The organism is Vibrio casei (assembly GCF_002218025.2).
In the GTDB taxonomy this organism is placed as follows: Bacteria; Pseudomonadota; Gammaproteobacteria; order Enterobacterales; family Vibrionaceae; genus Vibrio; species Vibrio casei.
The window spans coordinates 1,948,835-1,973,794 of sequence record NZ_AP018680.1 but is presented as its reverse complement, the minus strand read 5'-3'; the positions used below and the strand labels follow the sequence as shown (position 1 = coordinate 1,973,794).

The 24,960-nt window shown below is 39.8% G+C and carries 24 protein-coding genes; 14 read left to right on the top strand and 10 right to left on the bottom strand.

Going from position 1 to position 24,960, the window contains the following annotated elements; translation table 11 throughout:
• Window positions 1-38: 38 nt before the first annotated feature.
• From ppnN to queF, 3 genes are all read right to left on the bottom strand, one after another.
• Window positions 39-1,394, bottom strand: coding sequence for a nucleotide 5'-monophosphate nucleosidase PpnN (gene ppnN, locus VCASEI_RS09285; RefSeq protein ID WP_089111099.1), 1,356 nt, complete (start codon window positions 1,392-1,394; stop codon window positions 39-41).
• A 175-nt stretch (window positions 1,395-1,569) separates the two neighbouring features.
• A complete protein-coding gene (locus tag VCASEI_RS09280) occupies window positions 1,570-3,852 on the bottom strand; it encodes a tetratricopeptide repeat protein (protein WP_086962736.1) in 2,283 nt (760 codons plus the stop codon).
• A gap of 205 nt (window positions 3,853-4,057) precedes the next feature.
• Window positions 4,058-4,924, bottom strand: coding sequence for an NADPH-dependent 7-cyano-7-deazaguanine reductase QueF (gene queF, locus VCASEI_RS09275; protein WP_089111100.1), 867 nt, complete (start codon window positions 4,922-4,924; stop codon window positions 4,058-4,060).
• Window positions 4,925-4,996: 72 nt separating this feature from the next.
• On the opposite strand from queF, the gene syd reads away from it, so the two are divergent.
• Together syd and VCASEI_RS09265 are read left to right on the top strand one after the other, a co-directional pair.
• Window positions 4,997-5,545, top strand: coding sequence for a SecY-interacting protein (gene syd / locus VCASEI_RS09270; RefSeq protein ID WP_086962732.1), 549 nt, complete (start codon window positions 4,997-4,999; stop codon window positions 5,543-5,545).
• Window positions 5,546-5,554: 9 nt separating this feature from the next.
• The gene (locus VCASEI_RS09265; protein ID WP_086962731.1) at window positions 5,555-6,343 is read left to right on the top strand and encodes a Zn-ribbon-containing protein; all 789 of its coding nucleotides are present in this window, start codon (window positions 5,555-5,557) and stop codon (window positions 6,341-6,343) included.
• Between the two features lie 93 nt (window positions 6,344-6,436).
• Here VCASEI_RS09265 and VCASEI_RS09260 read toward each other — a convergent pair whose 3' ends face one another.
• Genes VCASEI_RS09260 through VCASEI_RS09245 form a run of 4 tightly spaced genes read right to left on the bottom strand, consistent with a single transcriptional unit; the run spans window position 6,437 to window position 8,644 of the window.
• Window positions 6,437-6,883, bottom strand: a complete 447-nt coding sequence (locus VCASEI_RS09260) for a YaiI/YqxD family protein (protein WP_086962729.1) — start codon at window positions 6,881-6,883, stop codon at window positions 6,437-6,439.
• A 27-nt stretch (window positions 6,884-6,910) separates the two neighbouring features.
• Entirely contained in the window at window positions 6,911-7,198 is a 288-nt protein-coding gene (locus tag VCASEI_RS09255) for a hypothetical protein (protein ID WP_086962727.1), read from the bottom strand.
• A gap of 31 nt (window positions 7,199-7,229) precedes the next feature.
• Window positions 7,230-7,544 carry a DUF3301 domain-containing protein gene (locus VCASEI_RS09250; RefSeq protein WP_089111101.1) on the bottom strand — a complete coding sequence of 105 codons (315 nt, stop codon included), beginning with the start codon at window positions 7,542-7,544 and terminating at the stop codon, window positions 7,230-7,232.
• Between the two features lie 41 nt (window positions 7,545-7,585).
• Window positions 7,586-8,644, bottom strand: a complete 1,059-nt coding sequence (locus tag VCASEI_RS09245; RefSeq protein ID WP_086962724.1) for a DUF3549 family protein — start codon at window positions 8,642-8,644, stop codon at window positions 7,586-7,588.
• Between the two features lie 112 nt (window positions 8,645-8,756).
• On the opposite strand from VCASEI_RS09245, the gene VCASEI_RS09240 reads away from it, so the two are divergent.
• Together VCASEI_RS09240 and truC are read left to right on the top strand one after the other, a co-directional pair.
• Window positions 8,757-9,071, top strand: coding sequence for a YqcC family protein (locus tag VCASEI_RS09240; RefSeq protein WP_086962722.1), 315 nt, complete (start codon window positions 8,757-8,759; stop codon window positions 9,069-9,071).
• 5 nt (window positions 9,072-9,076) lie between these two features.
• Window positions 9,077-9,847 carry a tRNA pseudouridine(65) synthase TruC gene (gene truC, locus VCASEI_RS09235; protein WP_086962869.1) on the top strand — a complete coding sequence of 257 codons (771 nt, stop codon included), beginning with the start codon at window positions 9,077-9,079 and terminating at the stop codon, window positions 9,845-9,847.
• A gap of 68 nt (window positions 9,848-9,915) precedes the next feature.
• Here the strand turns inward: truC and VCASEI_RS09230 are convergent, their stop codons facing one another.
• From VCASEI_RS09230 to map, 3 genes are all read right to left on the bottom strand, one after another.
• The gene (locus tag VCASEI_RS09230) at window positions 9,916-10,299 is read right to left on the bottom strand and encodes a DUF3461 family protein (protein ID WP_086962720.1); all 384 of its coding nucleotides are present in this window, start codon (window positions 10,297-10,299) and stop codon (window positions 9,916-9,918) included.
• 124 nt (window positions 10,300-10,423) lie between these two features.
• Window positions 10,424-13,048, bottom strand: coding sequence for a bifunctional uridylyltransferase/uridylyl-removing protein GlnD (gene glnD / locus VCASEI_RS09225; protein ID WP_086962718.1), 2,625 nt, complete (start codon window positions 13,046-13,048; stop codon window positions 10,424-10,426).
• Between the two features lie 125 nt (window positions 13,049-13,173).
• Complete coding sequence (map, locus tag VCASEI_RS09220) at window positions 13,174-14,007, bottom strand: type I methionyl aminopeptidase (RefSeq protein ID WP_086962716.1); 834 nt, start codon at window positions 14,005-14,007, stop codon at window positions 13,174-13,176.
• 368 nt (window positions 14,008-14,375) lie between these two features.
• Here map and rpsB point away from each other — a divergent pair, with 368 nt between their 5' ends.
• From rpsB to VCASEI_RS09170, 10 genes are all read left to right on the top strand, one after another.
• The gene (gene rpsB / locus VCASEI_RS09215; RefSeq protein ID WP_086962714.1) at window positions 14,376-15,104 is read left to right on the top strand and encodes a 30S ribosomal protein S2; all 729 of its coding nucleotides are present in this window, start codon (window positions 14,376-14,378) and stop codon (window positions 15,102-15,104) included.
• 148 nt (window positions 15,105-15,252) lie between these two features.
• The gene (gene tsf / locus VCASEI_RS09210) at window positions 15,253-16,098 is read left to right on the top strand and encodes a translation elongation factor Ts (RefSeq protein ID WP_086962713.1); all 846 of its coding nucleotides are present in this window, start codon (window positions 15,253-15,255) and stop codon (window positions 16,096-16,098) included.
• A 171-nt stretch (window positions 16,099-16,269) separates the two neighbouring features.
• Window positions 16,270-17,001, top strand: coding sequence for a UMP kinase (gene pyrH / locus VCASEI_RS09205; protein ID WP_089111102.1), 732 nt, complete (start codon window positions 16,270-16,272; stop codon window positions 16,999-17,001).
• Between the two features lie 72 nt (window positions 17,002-17,073).
• Window positions 17,074-17,631 (top strand): ribosome recycling factor, encoded by a 558-nt coding sequence (gene frr, locus VCASEI_RS09200; RefSeq protein ID WP_086962708.1) that lies wholly within the window; start codon window positions 17,074-17,076, stop codon window positions 17,629-17,631.
• 87 nt (window positions 17,632-17,718) lie between these two features.
• Window positions 17,719-18,474 carry an isoprenyl transferase gene (locus tag VCASEI_RS09195; RefSeq protein ID WP_089111103.1) on the top strand — a complete coding sequence of 252 codons (756 nt, stop codon included), beginning with the start codon at window positions 17,719-17,721 and terminating at the stop codon, window positions 18,472-18,474.
• A gap of 11 nt (window positions 18,475-18,485) precedes the next feature.
• Entirely contained in the window at window positions 18,486-19,331 is an 846-nt protein-coding gene (locus tag VCASEI_RS09190) for a phosphatidate cytidylyltransferase (RefSeq protein ID WP_089111104.1), read from the top strand.
• Between the two features lie 43 nt (window positions 19,332-19,374).
• Window positions 19,375-20,577, top strand: a complete 1,203-nt coding sequence (gene ispC / locus VCASEI_RS09185) for a 1-deoxy-D-xylulose-5-phosphate reductoisomerase (RefSeq protein WP_086962702.1) — start codon at window positions 19,375-19,377, stop codon at window positions 20,575-20,577.
• Window positions 20,577-21,935 (top strand): sigma E protease regulator RseP, encoded by a 1,359-nt coding sequence (rseP, locus tag VCASEI_RS09180; protein WP_089111105.1) that lies wholly within the window; start codon window positions 20,577-20,579, stop codon window positions 21,933-21,935. The genes ispC and rseP overlap by 1 nt, the downstream gene beginning before the upstream one ends.
• A 54-nt stretch (window positions 21,936-21,989) precedes the next feature.
• Entirely contained in the window at window positions 21,990-24,419 is a 2,430-nt protein-coding gene (gene bamA, locus VCASEI_RS09175; protein WP_086962698.1) for an outer membrane protein assembly factor BamA, read from the top strand.
• 29 nt (window positions 24,420-24,448) lie between these two features.
• Entirely contained in the window at window positions 24,449-24,958 is a 510-nt protein-coding gene (locus tag VCASEI_RS09170) for an OmpH family outer membrane protein (RefSeq protein ID WP_086962867.1), read from the top strand.
• Window positions 24,959-24,960: the final 2 nt, after the last annotated feature.

The following is a 24,960-nucleotide window of genomic DNA, read 5'->3' as shown; positions in this document are numbered from 1 at the left end:
AACTCAATGTAAAACTGAGTGTTAATTTTTATGAGCGTTTATCGAGCAATACGATAGCAAGGAACGTATTCTGAACCGGGTAGCTTCATACGTTGTTGTTCAACAAAGTCGCCAAGTAAGGTGTCCATTTTTTCCATCAAGCTGCGATCACCGTCAATAATGAATGGTCCGTATTTTTTAATTTCACGGATACCTTCTGATTTGACGTTTCCTGCAACAATGCCTGAAAATGCTTTACGCAAATTGGCAGCCAGTTTTTCGGCAGGCTGATCTAAGTGTAAATCTAGTGCCGCCATGGATTCATGTGTTGGTTCAAATGGAGCTTGAAAATCTGGCGCAATATATAAAGACCAGTTAAAGCTATAAGCATCTTCATGTGCTTTACGATGTTCTTTTACTTTTGGCATTGCATCTTTAATTATACGCGCCGCTCGCGAAGGATCCCCTATCACGATTTGGTAATGCTTTTGGGCTTCTGGGCCTAATGTGTCATGGATGAACTGATCGATAGAGCGGAAGTAGGCTTCGCTCTCTTTCGGGCCAGTTAGCACTAAGGGTAAAGGTTGATCTGCATTATTCGGGTGCATTAAAATACCCAAAATATATAAAAGTTCTTCTGCCGTTCCTGGGCCACCTGGGAAGATTATGATGCCATGGCCCATTCGAGCAAAACCTTCTAGACGTTTTTCAATATCCGGCATGATGATCAATTCATTGACAATGGGGTTTGGTGGCTCAGCGGCAATGATTGATGGTTCTGTTAATCCGATATAACGTTGATAAGGGTAGCGTTGTTTAGCATGGCCGACTGCTGCGCCTTTCATTGGCCCTTCCATCGCACCAGGACCACAACCCGTACAAATGTTCATTTCACGTAAGCCAAGTTCATTGCCGACTTCACGAGTGTATTGATATTCGACTGGGTTGATGGAATGCCCACCCCAACACACGACGACATTCGGTTCGATACCGGGGTGCAGTGCTTTAGCATTGCGTAAAATACCAAAGACTAAATTGGTGATTTGAGCTGAATCGGTTAAGTGTAGGCGTTGGCTATCGGCAAGCTGTACATGTAAGAATACGATATCGCGTAATACGGAAAATAAGTGAGCTTGAATACCTTTAATGATCGTGCCATCAACAAAAGCATGCTCTGGTGGGTCGATAAGTTCTAATTTCATTCCGCGTTCACGACGCATCACTTCAATTTCAAATGATTCATATTGTCGAAGAAGTTCTTCGGAGTTATCGGTATGGCTGCCTGAATTTAAGACCGCAAGTGAACAGCTGCGATAGAGCTGATAAAGGTCACTAGAGGCTGCTTTTTTTAATTTGCTCACTTCTAATTGAGATAATAAATCTAAACTGCCCATTGGGCTTATTTGTGTGATCATAGAATGCTCCTTTTCACCGATTATGATTTTATTTTTTCGGTTAGGTCTATTCACCTTACACAGGTTTTTACAAATACGCTACAATTGGATGGTGATATTTGTTTGTATATCAAGAGTCTATCCTCAATATCTTGAGGCGGATGACGACATCTTTATATTCTTTTTCTTCGGTGATTTAAAAGCGATTATCGTCATTGCGCAAAATACTCTTAGCAATGTCCTCATTGGCTCCGGAGGTTTGGATCTTAATTAATCCTTGTTCGACAGCTTGCTGACAAGCTTGACGAATATTGTTGCTGGCAAAACTTGCTGCAGGGGCATTTTCAATCGCAGAAAGGTGTACCCATTGTGATTTACTTTCTGGATTACGGTCGCTGATTTTTCTGGCGAGATAAATTGCCATCAATAAAATATCAATTAATTCTTTATCATTAATGGCTGTGTAAGCCCTTGGAAGAAAAGGATATTCAGCTATTCCTACTTTAATGTGGCGATCAATGTTCATGTCAACTTCAAAGCTATCGATCCACGATTGTATTTTATTGAACAGGGTTTCAGGCGTATGTTGGTGGGTTGCTTTAGGTTCAATATATAAAAATAAGCCATCAGAGAAGTGATATAACCTCGCCGGTTCAATGATGTGTTGATTAACATGCTCACCGAATTTTTTCTCAATCTCAAGCCCCGTTAAGTAACCACGTTTTAGGTATAAATTACGTAAGAAAGGAAGATCGATCATTAAGAAATGTAAGCGATCACTTAATGGTTCATTTATTAATTCGCCTAAACGCCATTGCTCAAACACTGCGCTACTTTGTTCAAGAGATTTAGGCAGTTTGGCATTCAATAATTTTAAGTTTTGTAAACCTGAACGAGGGTGTGTGTAGAGATCAACGGTTTGCGTTTCGAGCTCTTCACGAATTTTTTGATTTAAATAGCCCCTGCGGAGCACAATACACATCAATATAAAAGCAATCACCATTAAAATAAGGGCAGCTCGTTGGTATCTTAAATATTCCTTATTTAGATGTGCGAGGTTAGCTTCTAACCCTGAGTAATGAAGGGATCTCTCTATAATATCTTTTTGCTGTCTGAATACATCTTCATTTACGGCATTAAACTGTTCTTGCTGGTTAAACCACAGTTGTTGGAATTGCTTTTCTGCATGTAGTGCTTGTTTGAGTTTACTTTGTTGTTGATAAGCAAGGGATTGAATTTGATAAGCATGCATTTGCAGTGAGTCATCGCTTAACGCTATCGCTAGTTCTAATCCAGATTGGCTGTCGATTAAAGCTTGTTGTGCATTATTATTCGGCAGTGCTAATGCTGCTTTTAATAAGCTGACCTCCACTTTTAACCGAGTATGATTGGTTTGAGAGACCAATTTTTCTGCTTGAGATAAGTAATGTTCAGCATGACTGAAGTCAAACAACTTTAAGTACGTGTTAGCAATATCAATACGTAATTGTATGACCCCTTCGATTGAACGTATGTTTGACTCATTATCAAGCATGTTCAGGTAATTGACTAAAGCAAGGTTGTATTTACCTTGTTTGAAATAAGTATCCGCCATTAATTTGATGGTGTCAGACAAGGGAATGGAATATGGGTAATTATCATAAAAGTCGGCTGCTTCTGTTGCATGTTCTAACGCTTTATCAAAAATCAGTCGAGTATAGAAAAGTTTAGCAAGTGCTCGGTTGGTACGTGCAAGTTCAACGCTATCACCTTCTTTTATTGCCATCCAATAAGTCGTGAGAAGCTCTTTTAAGGCATTATCATATTCTTTGTGGTCAAGGTAATACTGACCATAACGAAGATGGTAATCAATGTTTAAACTCACGGAATCTAGATTATTAAGGTAGTTTTGAGCTTTTAGAAATGAGGCTTCAGTTTTTACCTTGTCTCCTAAATGAGCGTTGATATCCGCTTCAAACATATTGAGATCGTATTGAATCTGCTGATACCAAATGGTGTTGGAATTGGGATCTTGCTTTTTTAATTCACTATTGATTTGCTTTAAGAATGGTTTCACTCTGACTAGATCATAAGTTTGTTTCCATAGAAGTTGGGCATGTAAAAGAAGGGTATTAATTTGTTGGTTGGGCACCCCAAACTGTGTTGATAATTTATCGGCCTCTTCTAGAGTTTGAAAAGCAAGATGCTGAGAACCTAAAGCGTAATAGGCCATTGCCATGATTTGCATCGCTTCAATAGTGGCCGCTGGGGTTCGAATAGTTTGTTCACTGCCGTCTCGCGATAGAGTGTAATCTTGACTACTGGTGGAGACTAATTTTCGAGTAGAAAGAAATTGTTTGGTAATGCTAAGAGACTGGCTTGGGGTGACACTGAGTAATTTGTTGGCTTCATTCAGGATTGGCGAAACATAGACCTTAGCTTGGATAGGCGCACTGAACGATAGTAACAGGATAAAACATAGCCAGCAGGTTCTTTTCATTTGCTTTCAATCTCAATGGTTTGTTCTAAAAGGGTATATTACCATTATTGGTACTGAGTGTTGCGGTTATCCCCTTTGTTCTTGGATATAAGCATTGATTCAAAGATGACGCCACAAGGCTTGTTGGTTATTTCATATACTTTTTTGCGTCATCGTCTTGTTGGACTGTATTTTACACGTTACGTTCATATTGAAACTGCGTTCACTATTGACGAGCCATTCGAGTCATCATGTGTGGCTGTTTCAGGTTAGTTGAACGAAATGGATTGATATCTAACCCGCCTCGACGAGTATAGCGAGCGTATACACTCAATTGTTCAGGTTGGCAGTATTGCATAAGATCACAGAAAATACGTTCAACACATTGCTCATGGAACTCATTATGTTCACGGAAAGAAACCAAATAACGCAATAGCGCTTCTTGGTTAATTTTTTTACCGGTATATTCAATTTCAACGCTTCCCCAATCAGGTTGGTTTGTAATCAAACAGTTTGATTTTAATAAGTGGCTATGCAGTGTTTCGGTGACGACGTGACTACTTACTGCGCAGTTTAAATAGGCGTCATCAAAATTATAATTTTTGATTTCAATATCTTGATCATCAATGCAATGACCTTTCATGGTCGTAATCAGTTGGTCGGTATAATGGCTTAGCGGATGTAATTGAACAAAAACATGTTCACCAGCACATTGTGATAAATCTTTCTCAATCGTTGCTTGTACTTGTTGCCATGATTCAAACCGAGTCTGATTTAAGCTATTAAGGTAGAGTTTAAACGATTTTGATTCAATCAAATTTTCACTGGTTACTGGCAACATCACATCTCCTACGGCAACTTGAGGCAAGCCTTTACTATTTAGCCAAGACAGTTCGTACATTGTCCAAATGTCGCAACCAATAAAAGGTAGGTTTTGATTGTCTGTGAGCCCTAGATCGTTACGATTGAGGCTACGAGGAACCGGTTGAAGTAATCTAGGGTCGTAATCATGACTATATTGAGTAGTTTGGCCTAATGTTAATCCTTGCAATTCTTTGGCATTAGCATATTTTGTTTGCGTTGAATGAGTCATCGTATTTTCTCGTTCTTAATTTTTGTTGGAATAGTACTGAATCAAAAGATAGCTGTCATCATGGAGTCTTATATGAATTACAATATCGCTCAAGCTTTAGCCGTTTTAACTACTGAGTTTGTGGACAAGTGGCAAGACGCTTATAAAAGCCGCCCGATAGCGAATGAAATGCGGGGAATTCCTTCGCCTTGTATTCAAAGTGGATCGGATGACAACACCATTGAATGGTTGCCACAAGAGCGTGATGAACTGGCTGATTTTAGCAATTTGGAGCGTGGTATTGAGCTTCTTATCCACCCTGATGTTAAAGTTTTTTATGGTTCACAGTATAGCGCAGATTTAACGCTTTCTTGGAAGGGAAAGCCTTTCACATTGCTACAAGTGTGGAGCGATGAGGATTTTATTCGTTTGCAAGAAAACATATTAGGACACTTAGTGACGCAGCGTCGTTTAAAGCTAAAACCAACGGTTTTTATCGGTACGACAGATGCTGAACTAGATGTAATTTCAATTTGTAATATCAGTGGTGAAGTGATTTTAGAGCGTTTAGGAACGGCAAAGCGTGATGTTTTGAGCTCTAATGTCGAGCAATTTTTAATTCAATGCCAAGCGGAAGTGTAAGGAAGTTTTGTGTACGTTGTAGAGCTACAGTTTGAATGTTTTGATAATACGACGATTGATGCCGTAGAAAGATCGATTAATGGTTTGTTAGATGCCTTACGTTATAACGGGCAAGTATTAGGTCGTGAGTTTCCGATTATTATTGGTGATGGCGAATTTAGAGCTCGTTTAATTTGCCCTGAAGCTGATAGTTTACATCCAGATTATCATTCTGATTATGTGAAAGTATGCTTACAAAGGTTAACTGATGCGAAGGTGTTAGCACCAAAAGTGAAAGTTCTGGGGCAGGACTTAAATTCTGAACAAACGGTGTCTTATGAGGAGGCAGGGCAGTCAAGCTGGCAGATCCTATATACGACCTTTATTCATTCTTGTTCGCCATTGCGCTGTGGCGACACATTCAGACCGATTCCTTTGTACCACAATCCGCCGACATTGAATGGTGATCATAAAGCCATTATAAAGTGGCAAACTGAGTGGCAAGCGTGTGATGAAATCCAAATGGCAGGCGCGACACAGGCAAAACATTCAACATTAAGTGAGATTTCTGAGGTGAGTAGTGACCTTTTTCGTAGAGGTTGGGATCTTCGAGGTCGTTTGGAGTATCTAACGAATATTCCTACTTATTATTATTTATATCGTATTGGCGGAGAAAGTGTAGAGGCAGAAAAACAACGCCTGTGTCCACGTTGTGGTGGTGATTGGAACGTTGCTCAGCAACCGCTCCATGATATTTTCCACTTCAAGTGTGACGAATGCCGTCTTGTCTCAAATGTATCTTGGGATCAGTTGAAATAAGCGGTTTCTTGGTCGCTTTGCTTCTGAGCAGTCGATGACAATATTGTCTCTTTTTTAATATTCGATCAGCATCGCGATTTATCCAAGAGCGTTTTATTTTGCTTTTGCTAGTATTTTATCTAAATGGTTAGCAAACTCTCGTTTATCGGCTTGAGAAAGTGGTGCTGGGCCGCCACTTTGAATGCCACTTGAGCGCATTGTATCCATAAAGTCACGAATGTTTAAACGTGCTTTAATCGTGTCTTTGGTGTAAAGCTCACCGCGAGAACTTAAGGCTTGTCCACCTTTAGTGATAACTTCATCGGCAAGGGGGATATCCGAAGTGATCACTAAATCGCCTACCTCCACGCGCCGTACTATTTCATTGTCGGCAATATCAAAGCCAGTTTCGACTTGCAAGCTAAGAATGTTATCTCGTTTAGGGATTGGCACAAGATGGTTAGCAACAAATGTGGTGACAATGCCCGTTCTCTCGGCGGCACGGCAAATGGTTTCGCGAATCGTTTTTGGACATGCATCGGCATCAACCCAAATTTTCATGGTTCTTTCCTATTGATATATCCAAGATTAAATGGATGTTCGTTCTAAACGAATTAAACGTTCGGTTAAGTTTTTGACTTGTTGTTCTAGTTGTACGATACGTTCTTCACTTGAAAATGACTGGCCTGGTGACGCGATTTCTACTTTGGGAACTTTGTTTGATGATTTCCATGACTTGATCGTTTTAATGATCGCAGGCATTGGCACTGACATCGAAAGTCGAGATTTCACTAAAGCCACACTTGGCTCTTTTCCTTCGGCCGTGATTGCGCTAAGAACATTATGCAGTTCTTCTGTCACATTTTGAGTTTGCATATATTAACCTTAATTTTGTTTCTGATGTGCTTTAAAATTCTCTGTCCACAATACGGTAAGGTGGCAGCATGAATTTTGCCGCTTTAAAGCCGACCATGATTAAGCGGCCTTGATAATAATCGTCGCCACGAGCTGAGAATTCAAATTGGTATAATGCGTGAAATTGAAAGCGACCATCCGGTAATCGAAATTGATAGCGTAACAATGATGTTGAGAGTAGTTGTAAGTCTAGCTGCTTACAGTGTTGAGCGATCGACGCATGCGCAATTTCAGATTGACGTCGTTGCTGCCAAAATAGGAAAGCAATCAAGGAAACCAAAAGAATCATTAGTAAATCGGTAACCATTTTTTATCCTATTTTAGGTGAATATGATTGATTGGTGGATGTTATTTTGTCGATTTAGTTTGTTGCTGTAGTTCCAGTAACGCATGGGTAAGTTCTGGACTTGGCGTATGGTTAAGTAAAGGCAGAAATGTAAATCTTAAGTCTGGAATCATCACTAGATCGGCAAATAATTGATTAAAGAGTTGCTGATTTTGAGTTTGAGCTAAGCGTAATAAAAATTTACCAGCACGGGCTTCTGTATTCAATAATGACCAACAACGACCTGCAATCGCGATTAACACTTCTGCGTGGCTAAGTTGTGTGTTGGCGAGAATTATTTCGATCAAGGTCATCGCTGTGTTGTTTTTTGCTCCAGATAAAGCACGAACATAAGCGGAAATGAGGAATAAATCTGGGTGGGACTTTTCACATTCTTGTTTGGCTAGATTGAAAATATGGTCCGACAGCTTATCTGGAATCGCCACATGCTCTAAAGCACCAAGTAAAACATAGAGCGCAGGATATCGGGTTTGATCTTTTGCTAAATGGGGAAGCGCTTTACGAATTGCCAGACTATTTTGTTGATCACTTAAGCGGCTACACATATCCGTAATACCTTGTAGGCCAACGGTTTGCCAATTACCCCAACCAAGATCTCCACTGAAGTAATGCTGAGCATGTTCATAATATTGGCTTGTTGGAAGCTGTAAATGCGAACGAATAACACTATGAAATACAGCCATTTTGTCATCATTAGGTTTGAATGTATAAGGGTTGTTGGATAAGTGTTGTTGCTGTTCTTCTGTGAGGTCTTGATGCAAATGTGCGCCCATTGATTCAGATACATATTTTAAAAAATTACCAATATCACTTTGGTTCAAGAGACCTCGTTCATCTAAAGGAAATTTTAAGAACCAAATCCAAGGTTGGTTTTGTTCTGCCCAGTAAGCGATGGCCAAGTGCGCGTGGCGCTGAAGTGGATAAGGGTAAGGTTTTTGAGCGTTTTCGACTTGTTTGAAGTCTTTAGTCTCAATGGGCTGAATTCTACGACCTAAATCAAATATCTTATATTGGCACTGACTTTGTTCTAGTAGTTGACTTAGGTTGTGTATAGCACTCATCTTTAGGTCCAATTTATATTCATTTAATGTAATTGAAGATCGAAAGGGCGATCTCATCAACGGGTATTTAATGGTATCCTAACATCTCATTATCAAGGAGACACTAACGAAAATGAGTGATTATATTGAATTAAGTGATGCTTTAGCTCAATTGGAAGATAAAATGCTGGAGCTTGAGTTGTGGCAAAGCTTGCCACCATCGTATCGCGCTTTGGAAAGTACTCAACCTTTTGCTTTAGATACGTTGTCTCCTACTCAATGGTTGCAATGGGTGTTCATGCCTAAAATGCAAGATTTGATTGAATCCAATTCAGAGGTACCTAGTGGGTTTGAAATTAGCCCATATTTTGAGCAAGCCATGAGTGATAAGGCCAAATTATCTGAATTGTTACCAATCATTAAGCAAATAGATGAAGCAGTAAAATGAGCCAAATGAACCGTATTGAAAATAATGAGACACGCTTGAGTCAACTGATAGAACATGAATATTTAGAGATTATTTTTCAAGATGAATACTTTGTTGCGGTGAATAAACCCGCGGGTATGCTTGTTCATCGTTCATGGCTAGATAGGCATGAAACTCGTTTTGTTATGCAAACGTTACGAGATCAAATTGGACAACATGTTTTTCCACTTCATCGCCTTGATCGTCCAACATCGGGAGTATTGCTGTTTGCGCTTTCAAGTGAGGTCGCTTCTATTGCATCGCCGATGTTTGCTGAACATCAATTTGAAAAAATCTATCATGCGATTGTACGTGGCTGGATAGAAGACGGGGATCGTCTTGATTACCCACTTAAAAAAGAACTGGATAAAGTCGCGGATAAATTTGCACGTATCGAACAAGAGGCACAATCTGCGATTACCGATTATAAACCGTTAGCTAAAGTTGAAGTGCCTCATTCGACAGGGCGCTTCCCAACCAGTCGTTTTAGTTTGGTAGAACTGAAACCACTCACGGGACGAAAACATCAATTACGTCGACATATGGCACATTTACGTCACCCTATTTTAGGTGATACTTCTCATGGTGATGGAAAACAAAACCGCTTATTTAGAGACGTTTATCAAGCAAATCGACTCATGTTACATGCATCGAGTTTACGTTTTATCCATCCTATCACCATGCAGCCAATATTAATCGAAGCAGGGTTTGATGAAGTGTGGCTGGGGTTAATCACGGATTTTGAATGGACAATGTAGTTCATATAATAGAATAAGAGAGATACCTCGTTTCTTGAAATAAGAAACGAGGGGGGGGGGGGGTAGCGTTATTTTAATTTTTCTAAATCGGCTTCAATTTCAGCAATTTTTCCTGAGACCACTTTTTCTAAGTGGCGCAAATCAGTCAAGATCTTATGCTTGATGTCTTTGTTATCCATTTCTTTCGGTTTGGTAATTTGATTCAACTCTGTCATAACTTTGGTCAGGCTAGGGCTGACTTCGGTTGTTTCTTTGTATTCACTGCTGTTTGAGTTCACACGAATGTTTTTTCGTTGGCGTGGATATTTGAATTTAACGCTTTTAGCAAAAAGATCACCTTTTTGCTTGTGAAAATAAACTTTTAAAACATCGACTTGTGCTTCTTGGCGCAAGCTGTATCGAGCGATAAGTTTTGTGTCTGTGATGCCTAGCTTGTTGAGATTTGGATACATAGTACGTTTACCTCTTAATTCAAACTGGTTGTTTTCAATGACTCTAGCATACAAGTATTGAAGATGTCGTTTTGTTGTTTTCTAATTATTGAGAACCATAGTCTCTAAGTTTTATAACGGGGTATTAATTGGGTGATAATTCATTAATTGCTGCGATAAGGTGGGCTTTTAGCGCCTCTTCCACCTCTGGCTCTAAACGTCCTCCTGCAGGGGAGGTAAGAATAAATAAATCTTCTGCTCGCTCACCAATGGTGGTGATTTTTGCTCCATGCAAATTTACGCCTAATTTAGCAAATACTTGACCTATTTTTGCGAGTAGGCCTGGTGTATCAAGCGCTACGAGTTCCATTAAACTGCGTTTTCCTGTTCTTGTTGGAATGAAATCAATACGGGTTTTAACGGTAAAATGTTTGAGCTTATTTGGCACTCTTCTTGAGCGAGTGTTAGCGGTGATTTTGCCGTTGAGAACATCGGTTAAGTATTGCTTAATTTGTTCATGACGAATTTCTTCAACTGGGTCGCCATTTTGGTCAAGAACCATAAATGTATCGAGTGCATAGCCATCTTTGCTGGTCATGATTTGTGCATCATGGATGCTGAGGTTTCTTCGATCTAACTCAGCCGCCATGGTGGCAAATAAACTGGCTTTATCTTTCGTATAAATAAAGACCTCTGTTCCACCTCGTGTGGCATTTTTACTTAATAATACTAGAGGTTTTTTTGGATCGTGAGTAAGTAAGTGCTCACCATGCCAAGCGATTTGTTTTGGTGTGTGGCGTAAAAAATAATCAGCTTTAAATCGTTGCCATAGCACTTCTATTTCTCGAGGAGAGAAATTTTCTTTGCGCAACATAGCGGCAGCCATATGTTGGTTATGACGGATACGATCGCGTAAATCGACAGGGTTTTCTAAGCCTCGGCGTAATGCTCGTTGAGTGGAATAAAAAAGCTCGGCTAATAGCGTTCGTTTCCAACTGTTCCATAATTCTGGATTGGTGGCACAAATATCGGCAACCGTTAAACAGACTAAATTTTCTAGATATTCTTCATCACGAACTTTTTTAGCAAATTCGGTAATCACATCTGGATCATAGATATCGCGGCGTTGAGCGGTGACTGACATCAGTAAATGGTTCTGTACTAACCATGAAACTAATTTAGCTTCTGGCCTTGATAGGCCGTGTTCGATACAAAAATCATAAGCTTCAACCGCGCCTATTTCAGAGTGATCACCACCGCGACCTTTTCCTATATCATGAAACATAGCCGCAATGATTAATAAGTTTTTCTTTTGAATTCTAGGATAAACCTCGCAGCAAATGGGATGCTTGTCATGGTTATCAATATTACTAAACGAATGAATGTGTTTTAGTACTCGTATACTATGCTCATCAACAGTGTACACATGAAATAAATCAAATTGCATTTGCCCAACAATTTGACTCCATTGTGGTAGGTAGGCCGCTAGGACTCCTAATTTATGCATTAAGCTAAACGCTTTGTGTAATGAGTTAGGATGACTGATGAGATCCATGAATTTTTCACGCGCTGCCGGTATCGTATGCAAGAATCGATTCAACCTTCGCCTTGCTGTTCGTAACTGGCGTAAAGTAGGGGGACTTACGCCATCAATGGTGGAGTCATTGGCAATGTGTAAAAACATGTCCAAAATGGTTTCAGGACGAGCTTGAAATAGGGCCGGCTTTCTGGCTTCAATTAAAGAACCACGTCTTTGGAAATCATCGGAAAGAATGACGGCGTCGGCGAGTTTTCCTTGATTCATAATCGCTTGATCAAAAAGCTTTAGCAGCATTTTATTGAGTTCAGCAACACGACGTAAGGTGCGATAGAACTCTTTCATCATCATTTCAATGCCACGATTTCCTTCGCCTTTAAAACCAAGGTTTTCTGCAACATTTGCTTGATGGCCAAACGTTAAACGATTGTCATAGCGTTTCAGTTCAATATGCAAGGCAAAACGCACTCGCCAAAGAAAGTTTTGGCATTCTACAAGTTCGCGATATTCAGCGTCTGTTAAGAAACCGGCATAGCTCATTTCTCTTAAAGATGTCGCCCCGAAATGTCTTCTTGCTACCCAACTTAGCGTGTGAATGTCACGCAGTCCGCCAGGGCTGGATTTTATATCCGGTTCTAAATTGTAGGTCGTGTCGTGAAATCGAGCATGGCGTTCACGTTGCTCTTTTAATTTTGCTTTATAAAAGGTTTCACTAGGCCAAAAATTTGCGCTGGTAATGTTTTCGATTAATTGCTCAAAGGTTTGTTGGCAACCGCATAAGTATCGAGCTTCTTGCAAGTTGGTCGCTACGGTAAGATCGCTTTTACCAACTTTGATGCACTCTTTGAGAGTGCGCACGCTATGCCCAATTTCAAGATGTAAATCCCAAAGTAATGTGATGAATGAGCTGATTTTCTTATTAACATCATCTGTGATTTTTTTTTGAGAAAGAATGAGTATATCAATGTCGGACAGTGGGTGAAGTTCAGAGCGCCCATAGCCGCCAACTGCCACTAAACTGAGAGAAGGGACTTGGCTAAATCCAAAGTAATCCCATAAACGGTTTAAGATTGAGTCCATATAGGTTGATCGTTCATGAACTAAATTTTCTACAGATTGTTCGTGATTGAGGAAGGCATTTTTTTGATATTGTGAGAACTGCTCTAATTGCTGCTTTATTTCTAATGATGAAATTTGTTGATCAGCGAGTGAAATAGGGGATTGATACGACATAAGTGCATTCCTTGCAGCAAATAAACCTTCATTGATACTACCTGTTCATATTAATAAAACCAATAAAAAAGCCTTTGCTTAATTAAGATAAGCAAAGGCTTCATATTTGAATATCGAGTTGTCAGTTATACGTTATGCAAAATGCGAGGAATGGTTTCTTCTTCTCTCAAGGTTAATACTTCACAGCCGGTTTCCGTTACCAATAAAGTATGCTCCCATTGCGCTGAGTTTTTACTGTCGCCAGTGTAAACGGTCCAGCTATCTGCATCATCTAAACGACAACCAAATTTACCAGCATTGATCATAGGCTCAATGGTAAACACCATTCCAGCTTTTAATATGGTCCGATCGGCATTTTTGTAGTGTACAACTTGTGGTTCTTCATGAAATTCATCACCGATACCATGGCCACAGTAATCACGTACGATTGAGAACTTTGGCGTTGTTCCTTTAATGTATTTTTGGATCGCACTGCCAATTTCACCAAGCTGTGCACCTGCTTTGACTTTTTTCATTCCAATATAAAGGGACTCTTGAGCTACTAAGCATAAACGACGATCAGCAGGAGATACATCACCGACTAAGAACATTTTAGATGTGTCCCCATGGTAACCATCTTTAATTACCGTGATGTCTAGATTGACGACATCACCATCTTTTAAAATCGCAGGCTTGTATACTTTACCGTTTGCATCTAATTCATCTTTGTCACTTGGAATGCCGTGGCAAACAACGTGGTTAATTGAGGTGCAAATAGATTTTGGAAATCCGTGATAATTTAACGGTGCAGGAATCGCCCCTTGAACTTCAGTAATGTACTTGTGGCAGATTTGATCAAGCTCTTCAGTTGAAACACCGATTTGTACGTGTGGAGCGATCATTTCTAATACGTCGGCAGCTAATTTACCTGCAATACGCATTTTTTCGATTTCATCTGCGGTTTTTATTTTGATAGACATAATATTTTCGACCTATATTTACTTTCCTATTAGTGTATTCAGTGAGGGCGGTGATCGCAATTGAATTCCGTTTTCATTTAGAATCTTGAAGTGTTCTTATGAACAACCCTCGAGGTGAAAAATGAAAAGTCATAGAAAATGAGGCTGTTTTTCTGGTGTTTTGACCTGTTTTTATGGTATAAAGCGCACCGAAATCCATAACTCCTATCTCTATCTACTAGCGAAGTTGTGTGGGTTTCATATACTTATTTCTTAAATCACACACATTCCGACACGTGATCCGGGGTGCTCATGCTGACTAAACTTTAGTCTGATGGGTCGGTATCATGGGGGATGTGGAGGCCTAACCCCATATAGAGGATTATATAATGGCAACTGTATCAATGCGCGATATGCTTAAAGCTGGTGTTCACTTCGGTCACCAAACTCGTTACTGGAATCCAAAAATGAAGCCTTTCATCTTTGGCGCTCGTAACAAAGTTCATATCATCAACCTAGAGCAAACTGTTCCTATGTTCAACGATGCACTAGCAGAGCTAGGCAAAATCGGTGAGCGTAAAGGTAAAGTACTTTTCGTTGGTACTAAGCGCGCTGCTTCTGAATCAGTAAAAGAATCTGCAATTGCAAGCAACCAGTACTATGTGAACAACCGCTGGTTAGGTGGCATGTTGACTAACTACAAAACGGTTCGTCAATCAATCAAACGTCTTAAAGAGTTTGAAGCGCAAGCTCAAGACGGTACTTTTGAGAAACTAACTAAGAAAGAAGCTCTAATGCGTACTCGCGATATGGAGAAGCTAGAGAAATCACTTGGTGGTATCAAAAACATGGGTGGCCTTCCTGACGCACTATTCGTAATCGATGCTGATCATGAGCACATTGCAATTAAAGAAGCGAACAACCTAGGTATTCCAGTATTCGCTGTTGTAGATACAAACTCTGATCCAGATGGCGTTGATTTCGTTATCCCAGGTAACGATGATGCAATCCGTGCGGTACAATTATACCTAAACGCTGCAGCTCAAGCTGTAACCGAAGGTCGTAACAAAGACGTAGTTGCAGCTTCAGATAAAGATGCTTTCGTAGAAGAAGCTTAATATCCTAGCTCCTTGTCACTTAGCTTGGTTGTCATAATAGGGTAGCCAAGTGTAAGTTATAGTTACAAATAGGGGTCATGCTTTTAATTTGAAATTAGGCTGGCCCTTGTTTTTATTACCATTTTTGGAATCAATCGAGGATTAAACCATGGCAACAGTAACTGCTGCTCTAGTTAAAGAATTGCGTGAGCGTACTGGCGCAGGCATGATGGATTGTAAAAAAGCGCTTGTTGAAGCAAATGCTGATATTGAATTAGCAATTGAAAACATGCGTAAAAGCGGTGCAGCTAAAGCAGCTAAAAAAGCGGGTAACGTTGCTGCTGAAGGTACTATCTTAGTAAAAGAAGGCGAAGGTTTTGCAGCACTTCTAGAAGTAAACTGTCAAACAGACTTCGTTGCTAAAGATTCAAGCTTTTTAGCATTTGCTAACTCTGTACTTGACGCCGCTCTATCTGAGCGTTTAGACGTTGAAGCACTTCAAGCTAAGTTTGAAGAAGAGCGTATTGCTCTAGTGGCTAAAATTGGTGAAAACATTGGCATTCGTCGTGTTGTTTACATTGAAGGTGCTAAAGTTGGTTCATACCGTCACGGCGAGCGCATTGGCGTAGTTGTTGCGGGTGATGCAGATGAAGAAACAATTAAGCACGTTGCTATGCACGTCGCTGCTTCTAAGCCTGAGTACGTGAACCCTGAAGACGTTCCAGCTGATGTGGTTGCTAAAGAGCAAGCGGTTCAAGTTGAAATCGCAATGAACGAAGGCAAGCCACAAGAAATCGCTGAGAAGATGGTTATTGGTCGTATGAAGAAGTTTACTGGTGAGGTTTCTCTTACTGGTCAACCATTCATTATGGAACCAAAGAAAACTGTTGGTGAATTCTTGAAAGAGAAAGGCGCAACGGTAACTAACTTTGTTCGTTTAGAAGTTGGTGAAGGCATCGAGAAAGCCGTTGAAATGAGCTTTGCTGATGAAGTTGCTGCGGTACAAAAAGGTTAATTCCTGTTTTGTATAGCGCATGAAAGAGACCGTGGTTATGCCGCGGTCTTTTTGCGAATAAAGGTAAGCTGTTGAATTGTTATGAATGAATATTGGCGAGCTTGGTTTTCAATATCGAAAATATTTATCCATAACAGTTAATCAAATAACACTTTTTGAAAGGTAAACTCCATGACAACGAATCCTAAGCCTGCATATCAACGAATTTTATTAAAACTAAGTGGTGAAGCTCTACAAGGTGAAGAAGGTTTTGGTATCGATCCAACGGTATTGGATCGCATGGCACAAGAAATTAAAGAATTGGTTGAACTTGGAGTTCAAGTTGGCGTGGTGATAGGCGGTGGAAATTTATTCCGTGGTGCCGGTCTTGCTGAAGCGGGTATGAATCGTGTTGTCGGCGATCATATGGGCATGCTTGCAACGGTTATGAATGGCTTAGCAATGCGTGACGCACTTCACCGCGCTTATGTGAATGCTCGTGTAATGTCAGCGATTCAATTGAAAGGCGTATGTGATGATTATAATTGGGCTGATGCCATTAGCCAATTACGCCAAGGTCGCGTGGTTATTTTTTCTGCTGGCACTGGAAATCCATTTTTTACTACCGATTCTGCCGCGTGTCTTCGTGGGATTGAAATTGAAGCGGATATCGTATTAAAAGCCACCAAGGTGGACGGTGTTTATACCGCTGATCCGGTTGCTAACCCTGATGCAACTTTATGTGATAAACTTAGCTACAACAGTGTATTAGAAAAAGAATTAAAAGTGATGGACTTAGCTGCTTTTACTTTGGCTCGTGATCACAAAATGCCTATCCGTGTATTCAACATGAATAAGCCTGGAGCATTACGTCGCGTAGTAATGGGTGAGCAAGAAGGCACTCTGATTAGCGAACAAGCATAATTTAGATGGAACATGCGGGCCTCAGTTTTCATACTATGGCTCTGCTGACAATACAAATAACAAGGTGATATCGTGATTAACGAAATTCAAAAAGACGCTCAAGAGCGCATGGCAAAAAGTGTTGAAGCACTTAAAAATAACCTTTCAAAAATTCGTACAGGCCGTGCACATCCAAGTATTCTACAAAATATTTCTGTTGAATATTACGGTGCCCCAACCCCTTTAAATCAAGTGGCTAATATCATTGCTGAAGATGCCCGTACATTAGCGATTACTGTTTTTGATAGAGAGCTGACACCAGCAGTGGAAAAGGCCATCATGAAGTCTGATCTTGGTTTAAATCCAATGTCTGCGGGTACGGTTATCCGTGTTCCTCTTCCTGCATTAACTGAAGAACGTCGTAAAGATCTTGTTAAGATTGTACGTGGTGAAGCAGAAGGTGGCCGAGTTGCTGTTCGTAATATTCGTCGTGATGCAAATGCTGATCTTAAATCGCTTCTGAAAGATAAAGAAATTTCGGAAGATGAGGATCGTAAAGCACAAGATGAAATTCAAAAAATCACAGATGCTGCTGTAAAACATATCGATGAATTGCTTGCGGTTAAAGAAAAAGAGTTAATGGAAGTCTAAATCCATTTATTTTTTGCTTAAAAGCGCTGTGCTGGACAGCATAGCGCTTTTTTTATGCATATTTCCCCCACGACAATGAATACTATAATGTCTAATTCTCAATTCTCATCAGATTTATTACCTCAACACATTGCTATTATTATGGATGGAAATGGTCGTTGGGCAAAAAAGCAAGGTAAGCCTCGTCTTTATGGTCATCGTATGGCAGTAAAGTCGGTTCGAGACACGATTAGTACCGCAAGTCGTTTAGGTATTAAAGTGGTGACTTTGTTTGCTTTTAGTAGTGAAAATTGGAAACGTCCAGAAGAAGAAGTCAGCTTGTTGATGGATTTATTCATCACCGTATTAACTCGTGAAGTGAAGAAATTACATAAAAATAATTTGAAATTACGTGTTATTGGGGATAAAACTCGATTTAACAAAGCATTACAGCAGAAGATTTTTGATGCTGAAGCGTTAACTGAGAATAATTCAGGAATGGTCATTAATGTTGCTGCGAACTATGGTGGTCGCTGGGATATTACTGAAGCGGTTAAATATGTGGCAACTCAAGTTGCCAGTGGTGAATTGATCCCTGAAAATATAACCGAAGATAAAATTTCTCAACATTTATCTATGTCTGATCTTCCTGATGTTGATTTAATGATACGAACAAGTGGTGAATGCCGCATTAGTAACTTCATGCTTTGGCAAATGGCTTATGCTGAATTGTATTTTACAGAATTATTTTGGCCCGAATTTAATGAACAAGCGCTGCTAGATGCTATTACTTGGTTTATTAACAGGGAAAGACGGTTTGGTTGCACGAGCGAGCAACTTCAATCGTTGATGAAAGAAAAATAAAGGATTAACGTTTGAAACAAAGAATTATTACAGCACTTATATTAGCCCCTCTTGTTGTATGGGGGGTGTTTGAACTTTCAATTCCTTTTTTCATTATTGCGCTAACTGCGGTATCTATAATGGGGTTCTGGGAGTGGACACAATTTGTTGAGCCTAAATCCCGTAAAATAAGTTTGCTTCCTTCTCTGGCTGTTTTAGCTATCAGTTTTGTTGTTTTCCCATTTGATACACAAAGTTTATCCATGGTGAATCAGAGTCATTTATGGCTGCTAGCGCTTGGTAGTGTATGGTGGGTTTTTGCTAGTGTACTTGCATTAACCTATCCTAAAAGGATGAAGTTTTGGCAAAACTGTATTTCTTCAAGACATATTTTTGGAATGTTGTCATTGATTCCGTTTTTATGGGCTGTTTTTTTATTAAGAGCAGAGAGCTATGACGTCCATCCCTACCACGGCGCTAAATTAGTTATGTTTGTTTGTTTACTCGTTTGGGCTGCTGATACGGGAGCTTATTTTACGGGGAAAACATTTGGGAAACATAAAATGGCACCGAATGTCAGCCCTAATAAAACGTTAGAAGGCTTATTAGGCGGCGTGGTTCTTGCTATGGTCGTTGGTTGGTTTGGCTCACAATTATTAGATATCCATTTTACGAGCTGGATCGCAATGCTAGCTATTACGTTTATTACGGTTGTTATTTCAGTATTAGGTGATTTAGTTGAAAGTATGCTCAAGAGAGTGGCCAATATTAAAGACAGCAGTAATATCATACCGGGTCATGGTGGAATACTTGACCGCATTGATAGCCTAATCGCTGCTTTTCCTGTTTTTGCTCTGTTGTACTTCCTTTGTCAATAACTTGTGTCTTTTCGATATTCTCAAATCTAATGGTTAATTTTATATGAAAAAGATAACAATTTTAGGTGCGACGGGATCCATCGGCGCAAGTACATTGTCAGTTATTGAGCACAATCGAGATGATTTCTCTGTTTATGCTTTAGCGGCTCACTCCAATGTTGATAAAATGTATCAGCTATGTCTAAAGTGGCAGCCTGAATACGCGGTGATGGCCGATCATGCTAGTGCTTTACAGCTACAAAAAAAATTAGCGTTTATTAAAAGTCCAACCTCGGTACTTGCAGGGATGGATGGTCTGTGTGAAATATCATCTTCCCCTAAGGTTGATATGGTCATGGCTGCGATTGTTGGATCTTCAGGCTTATTACCTACGATGGCAGCAGTTAAAGCTGGAAAGCGTATTTTATTAGCCAATAAAGAATCTTTAGTGATGTCTGGCCAATTTTTTATTGATGCGGCAAAACAGTACGGAGCGCAGATTTTACCCGTAGATAGTGAGCATAATGCAATTTTTCAATGCTTATCTCAAAATGTCCAAGCGGATATTGGTTACTGTGATTTACAAGCCAACGGTGTTGAGTCTATTTTACTCACGGGTTCTGGTGGCCCATTCCGCTATAGCGATATTTCAACCTTACCTCAAATGACTCCTGAAATGGCGATTGCTCATCCTAATTGGTCGATGGGTCCAAAAATTTCTGTTGATTCTGCCACTATGATGAATAAAGGTTTGGAGTTTATTGAGGCAAAATGGCTATTTAATGCTAGACAAGATCAATTAAAAGTATTGATTCACCCCCAATCTGTTATACATTCGATGGTGCAATATAACGATGGCTCTGTCATTGCCCAACTTGGTGAACCTGATATGTGCACACCGATAGCGTTATCGATGTCTTACCCGAATAGAATTCTTTCTGGTGTGAAATCGTTGGATTTTACTCAACTCGCTGAACTTACATTTTTAGCTCCAGATATGTCACGCTACCCTTGCCTACAATTGGCAATAGACGCTTGTTATACTGGCCAGCACGCTACAACCGCTATTAATGCTGCAAATGAAGTGTCGGTTCAAGCTTTTTTAGACCGGAAACTTAAATTCACTGATATAGCGATTGTTAATGATAAAATAATGTCTAAAGTGTGTCGCTTATCGACTCTTAGTACAGAGAGTTTGGAAAGCTTACTTGAGCTAGATAGAATAGCTCGAATTTATGCAGAAGAATTAGTAGCAGAGCGTACGTAATGATCAGCATCTTATGGAATTTAGCTTCATTTATTGTAGCACTCGGCATTCTTGTTGCTGTGCATGAGTTTGGACACTTTTGGGTTGCACGCCGTTGCGGTGTGAAAGTGGAGAAATTTTCAATTGGATTTGGAAAGTCTTTATGGAGTCGTAAAGCGAAGGATGGTGTGGAATATTCAATCTCCATGATTCCGTTAGGTGGTTTTGTTAAAATGCTTGATTCAAGAGTGGATGATGTTCCTGACGAACAAAAACACTTTGCTTTCAACCATAAAAGTTTATGGCGTCGTAGCGCGATTGTTGCGGCCGGACCTGCCTTTAATTTCTTTTTTGCCATTTTTGCTTACTGGCTAGTTTTTATGATTGGCGTGCCCGCAGTAAAGCCAGTCATTGGGGATGTCACACCTAATTCAATTATTGCAAAAGCAGGAATTGAACCCGGGATGGAACTAAAAGAAATTTCAGGTATCCAAACTTCAGATTGGGATTCAGTCAATATGGCATTGGTCTCACATATCGGGGATGAATCAATCATTTTGAAGGTGAGTTCGCCGCAAGATATTGGTGCGGTGAGAACGGTTACTTTAGATACAAGTGAATGGGTTTTTGATCCTGAAATTGATTCCGCGATGGCAACGTTAGGGTTTCAACCATTCCGGCCTGAAATTATTTCTACCATTTCCAATGTGAGCGAAGGCAGTGCAGCGGAAAAAGCAGGGTTTAAAGTTGGGGATAAGCTTGTCGCAATAAATGGTCAGAAAGTTGCTGACTGGCAAGAATTTATTGTTGCGGTAAAAGCAAGCCCGGATCAGTCAATTGAATTACAAGTTAATCGCAATGGTTTGGATGAACACATTACTTTAATTCCAGATAGCAAAACTTTAAAAAATGGTGACATAATAGGGTTTGCAGGTATTGCGCCATCAATGGGAGAATGGCCAGAAACTTATCGATTTGAACAAAAATTTGGTTTTTTTGAGTCCATACCTAAAGCAGTAGAGAAAACAGGCCAGATCATTAACTTAACGTTAACGATGGTTAAGAAGTTGTTTACTGGCGATGTAGGGATTAAAAATTTAAGTGGGCCTATTTCGATAGCAAAAGGTGCTGGTGCGACAGCTGACTATGGTTTAGTGTACTTTTTAGGTTTTCTAGCATTAATTAGCGTTAATCTCGGGATTATCAACCTTATGCCGTTGCCCGTATTAGATGGTGGTCATTTGTTATTTTTCGCGATTGAAGCGGTGATTCGTCGTCCAATACCAGAAAAAATTCAAGAAGTAGGATATAAAATTGGCAGTGCAGCGATTTTTTCACTGATGTTAATTGCAATTTTTAATGATTTCGCTCGTCTGTAGCACCCATGGTGGTTAAACAAGGCCTAGTAGTATAAAGGATTAATAAGAACATTTATGGCGATCAAGCGTTTATGGATTATGACCTTGCTGATGATCAGTACGGTTGCACAGGCTGAATCTTTCGAAGTTTCAGATATAAAAATTGAAGGTTTACAGCGAGTTGCACTTGGTGCAGTGCTGTTGAAAATGCCAGTTCGAGTGGGTGATAGAGTTGATGAACAAGATGCATCTTCTATCATTCAAGCGCTTTACTCTTCAGGGAATTTTGAAGATGTGAAGGTTTTCCGCGATGGTGATGTTTTACTTGTAAAAGTGAAAGAACGACCGACGATTGCTGATATTTCATTTTCTGGTAATAAAGCCATTAAAGATGAGCAATTGAAGCAAAATTTAGATGCTTCAAGTATCCGTGTTGGTGAAGCATTAGATCGAACAAAATTGAGTACAATTGAAAAAGGTCTAGAAGATTTTTACTACAGTGTCGGTAAATATAATGCGACGGTAAAAGCCATTGTGACCCCTCTACCTCGTAATCGCTCTGATCTAAAGTTTGTTTTTACCGAAGGTGTTTCAGCTAAAATCCAACAAATCAATTTTATAGGTAATGAAGTTTACACAGATAAAGAGCTCCTTTCTCGTTTTGATTTAAATGCTGATGTGCCTTGGTGGAACTTCCTTGCAGATGAAAAATATCAAAAGCAAGTCCTTGCTGGTGATATTGAAAAATTGCGTAGTTATTATTTTGATCGAGGTTATTTGAAGTTCCAAGTAACCTCGACACAGGTTTCGATTTCACCGGATAAAAAAGGTGTATACATCACTTTAAATCTTGATGAAGGTGAACCGTACAAAATAAAAGACGTATCATTTCGCGGTGATCTTATTGGTAAAGATGCTGACTTTAAAGCGATGGTGCCATTTGCTGTAGGGGATACCTACAATGGCTCTTTAGTGACTGGGCTTGAAGATGGTATTAAAAAAACATTAGGTGAGTCTGGATATGCGTATCCAAAAGTTCAAACCATTCCTGAATTTGATGATATTAAAAAAGAAGTAAAACTAACGGTTCAAGTTGATCCTGGTAATCGTATTTATGTGAGAGACATCCGCTTTACTGGCAATAACATCACAAAAGATGAAGTACTTCGTCGTGAGATGCGTCAAATGGAAAGCGGTTGGTTGAACTCAAAGTCGATTGAAACAGGTAAAGCTCGTCTTAATCGCCTCGGCTATTTTGAGACAGTTGATGTTCAAACTCAGCGTGTGCCGGGAACGGATGACCAAGTTGATGTGGTTTACAGCGTGAAAGAGGCTAACTCGGGCAGTATTAATTTTGGTATTGGTTATGGTACCGAGTCTGGTGTCAGTTTTCAGGTCGGATTACAACAAGATAACTTCTTGGGGACGGGTAATCGAATTGGTATTAATGCCATGACCAATGATTATCAAAAAAATATTAGCTTAGAATACCGTGATCCATATTGGACTCTCGATGGTGTGAGTTTGGGGGGTAAAGTTTTCTACAGTGAATTTGAGGCTTCAGAAGCCGGTATTGTTGACTATACCAACCAAAGTTACGGGACTGATTTGACTTGGGGCTTCCCAGTTAATGAACTCAACTATATTGAGCTTGGCATTGGTTATACACACAATAAAATATCTAATATTGATCCATATGTACAAAACGAAGGTTTCTTAAATACTCAAGAAAGTGCAGGAAACTATGACTCTCAAACGGGTGAGCTGAATGTAAATGATTACGATGTTAATATTTCTTGGACGAGAAATAATTTAAATAAAGGTTATTTTCCAACCGCGGGTAATCATCAAAGAGCGACTTTTAAAATAACCGTACCTGGCTCTGACGTTCCGTACTATAAAATGCAATATGATGCCAAACAGTACATACCATTAACGAAAAAACAAGATTTCACACTCTTGTTACGTGGTCGATTAGGGTATGGAAATGGTTATGGTTCAACTGATGGAAATGATAACTTGTTTCCATTCTATGAGAACTATTATGCTGGTGGTTTCTCCTCATTACGGGGCTTTGGCTCGAATTCGGCAGGTCCGAAAGCAGTTTATGACCAAGGTGGTTCCAATGGTGGTAACAACCCTAACTACGTTGCTACAGATGAATCTGTTGGTGGTAACGCTACAGCAACGGCAAGTATAGAGTTGATCGTACCAACGCCGTTTGCTTCGGAGGAAATACAAAACTCGCTACGAACCAGTGTGTTTATTGATGTGGCGAGTGTGTGGGATACAGAGTTTAAGTATCGAGATACGGATGCAAACATGGCAGGTAAAGACTACTACTATGATTACTCTGATCCATTCGCGTATCGTGCGTCATATGGTATTGCACTACAGTGGGTGTCCCCTATGGGACCTTTAGTCTTCTCTATGGCTAAACCCATTGAGATCTATGATGGCGATGATGAAGAGTTCTTCACCTTTACTATAGGTCGAACATTCTAATTTTTAGCTCTTTTTGTAAGGAAATGATTGTGAAAAAATTTATTAAAGTAGCTGGTATCAGTTTAGTTATCTTGACATCGTCTTTAGCTGCCAATGCGGCACAGGCTGCTGAAAAAATAGGTTATGTTAATACTGCGAAAGTTTTTCAAACTTTGCCACAACGTGAAGCGATAGCTAAAAAACTTCAATCTGAATTTAAAGATGAGAAAGGTCAACTAGACTCTATTCAAAAGAAAATTCAGACGAAAATGGACAAAGCACGTCGAGATGGTCAAATCTTAGGTGAAGATGGCATGCGTAAGCTGCAAATTGAGATTGGTTCATTACAAGCTGAATATAAAGTTAAAGCACAATCTTTAGAGCAAGATGCGAAACAACGTGAAGGCTCTGAGAAGCAAAAACTGTTTGTCACTATTCAGAAGGCCATTAAAACAGTTGCTGAAAAACAAGGCTACGATATGATCATTGATGCGCAGGCTTTACAGTATGCGAAGCCGAATTCAGATATCACTGATGCTGTTATTAAAGAACTTAAGTAATA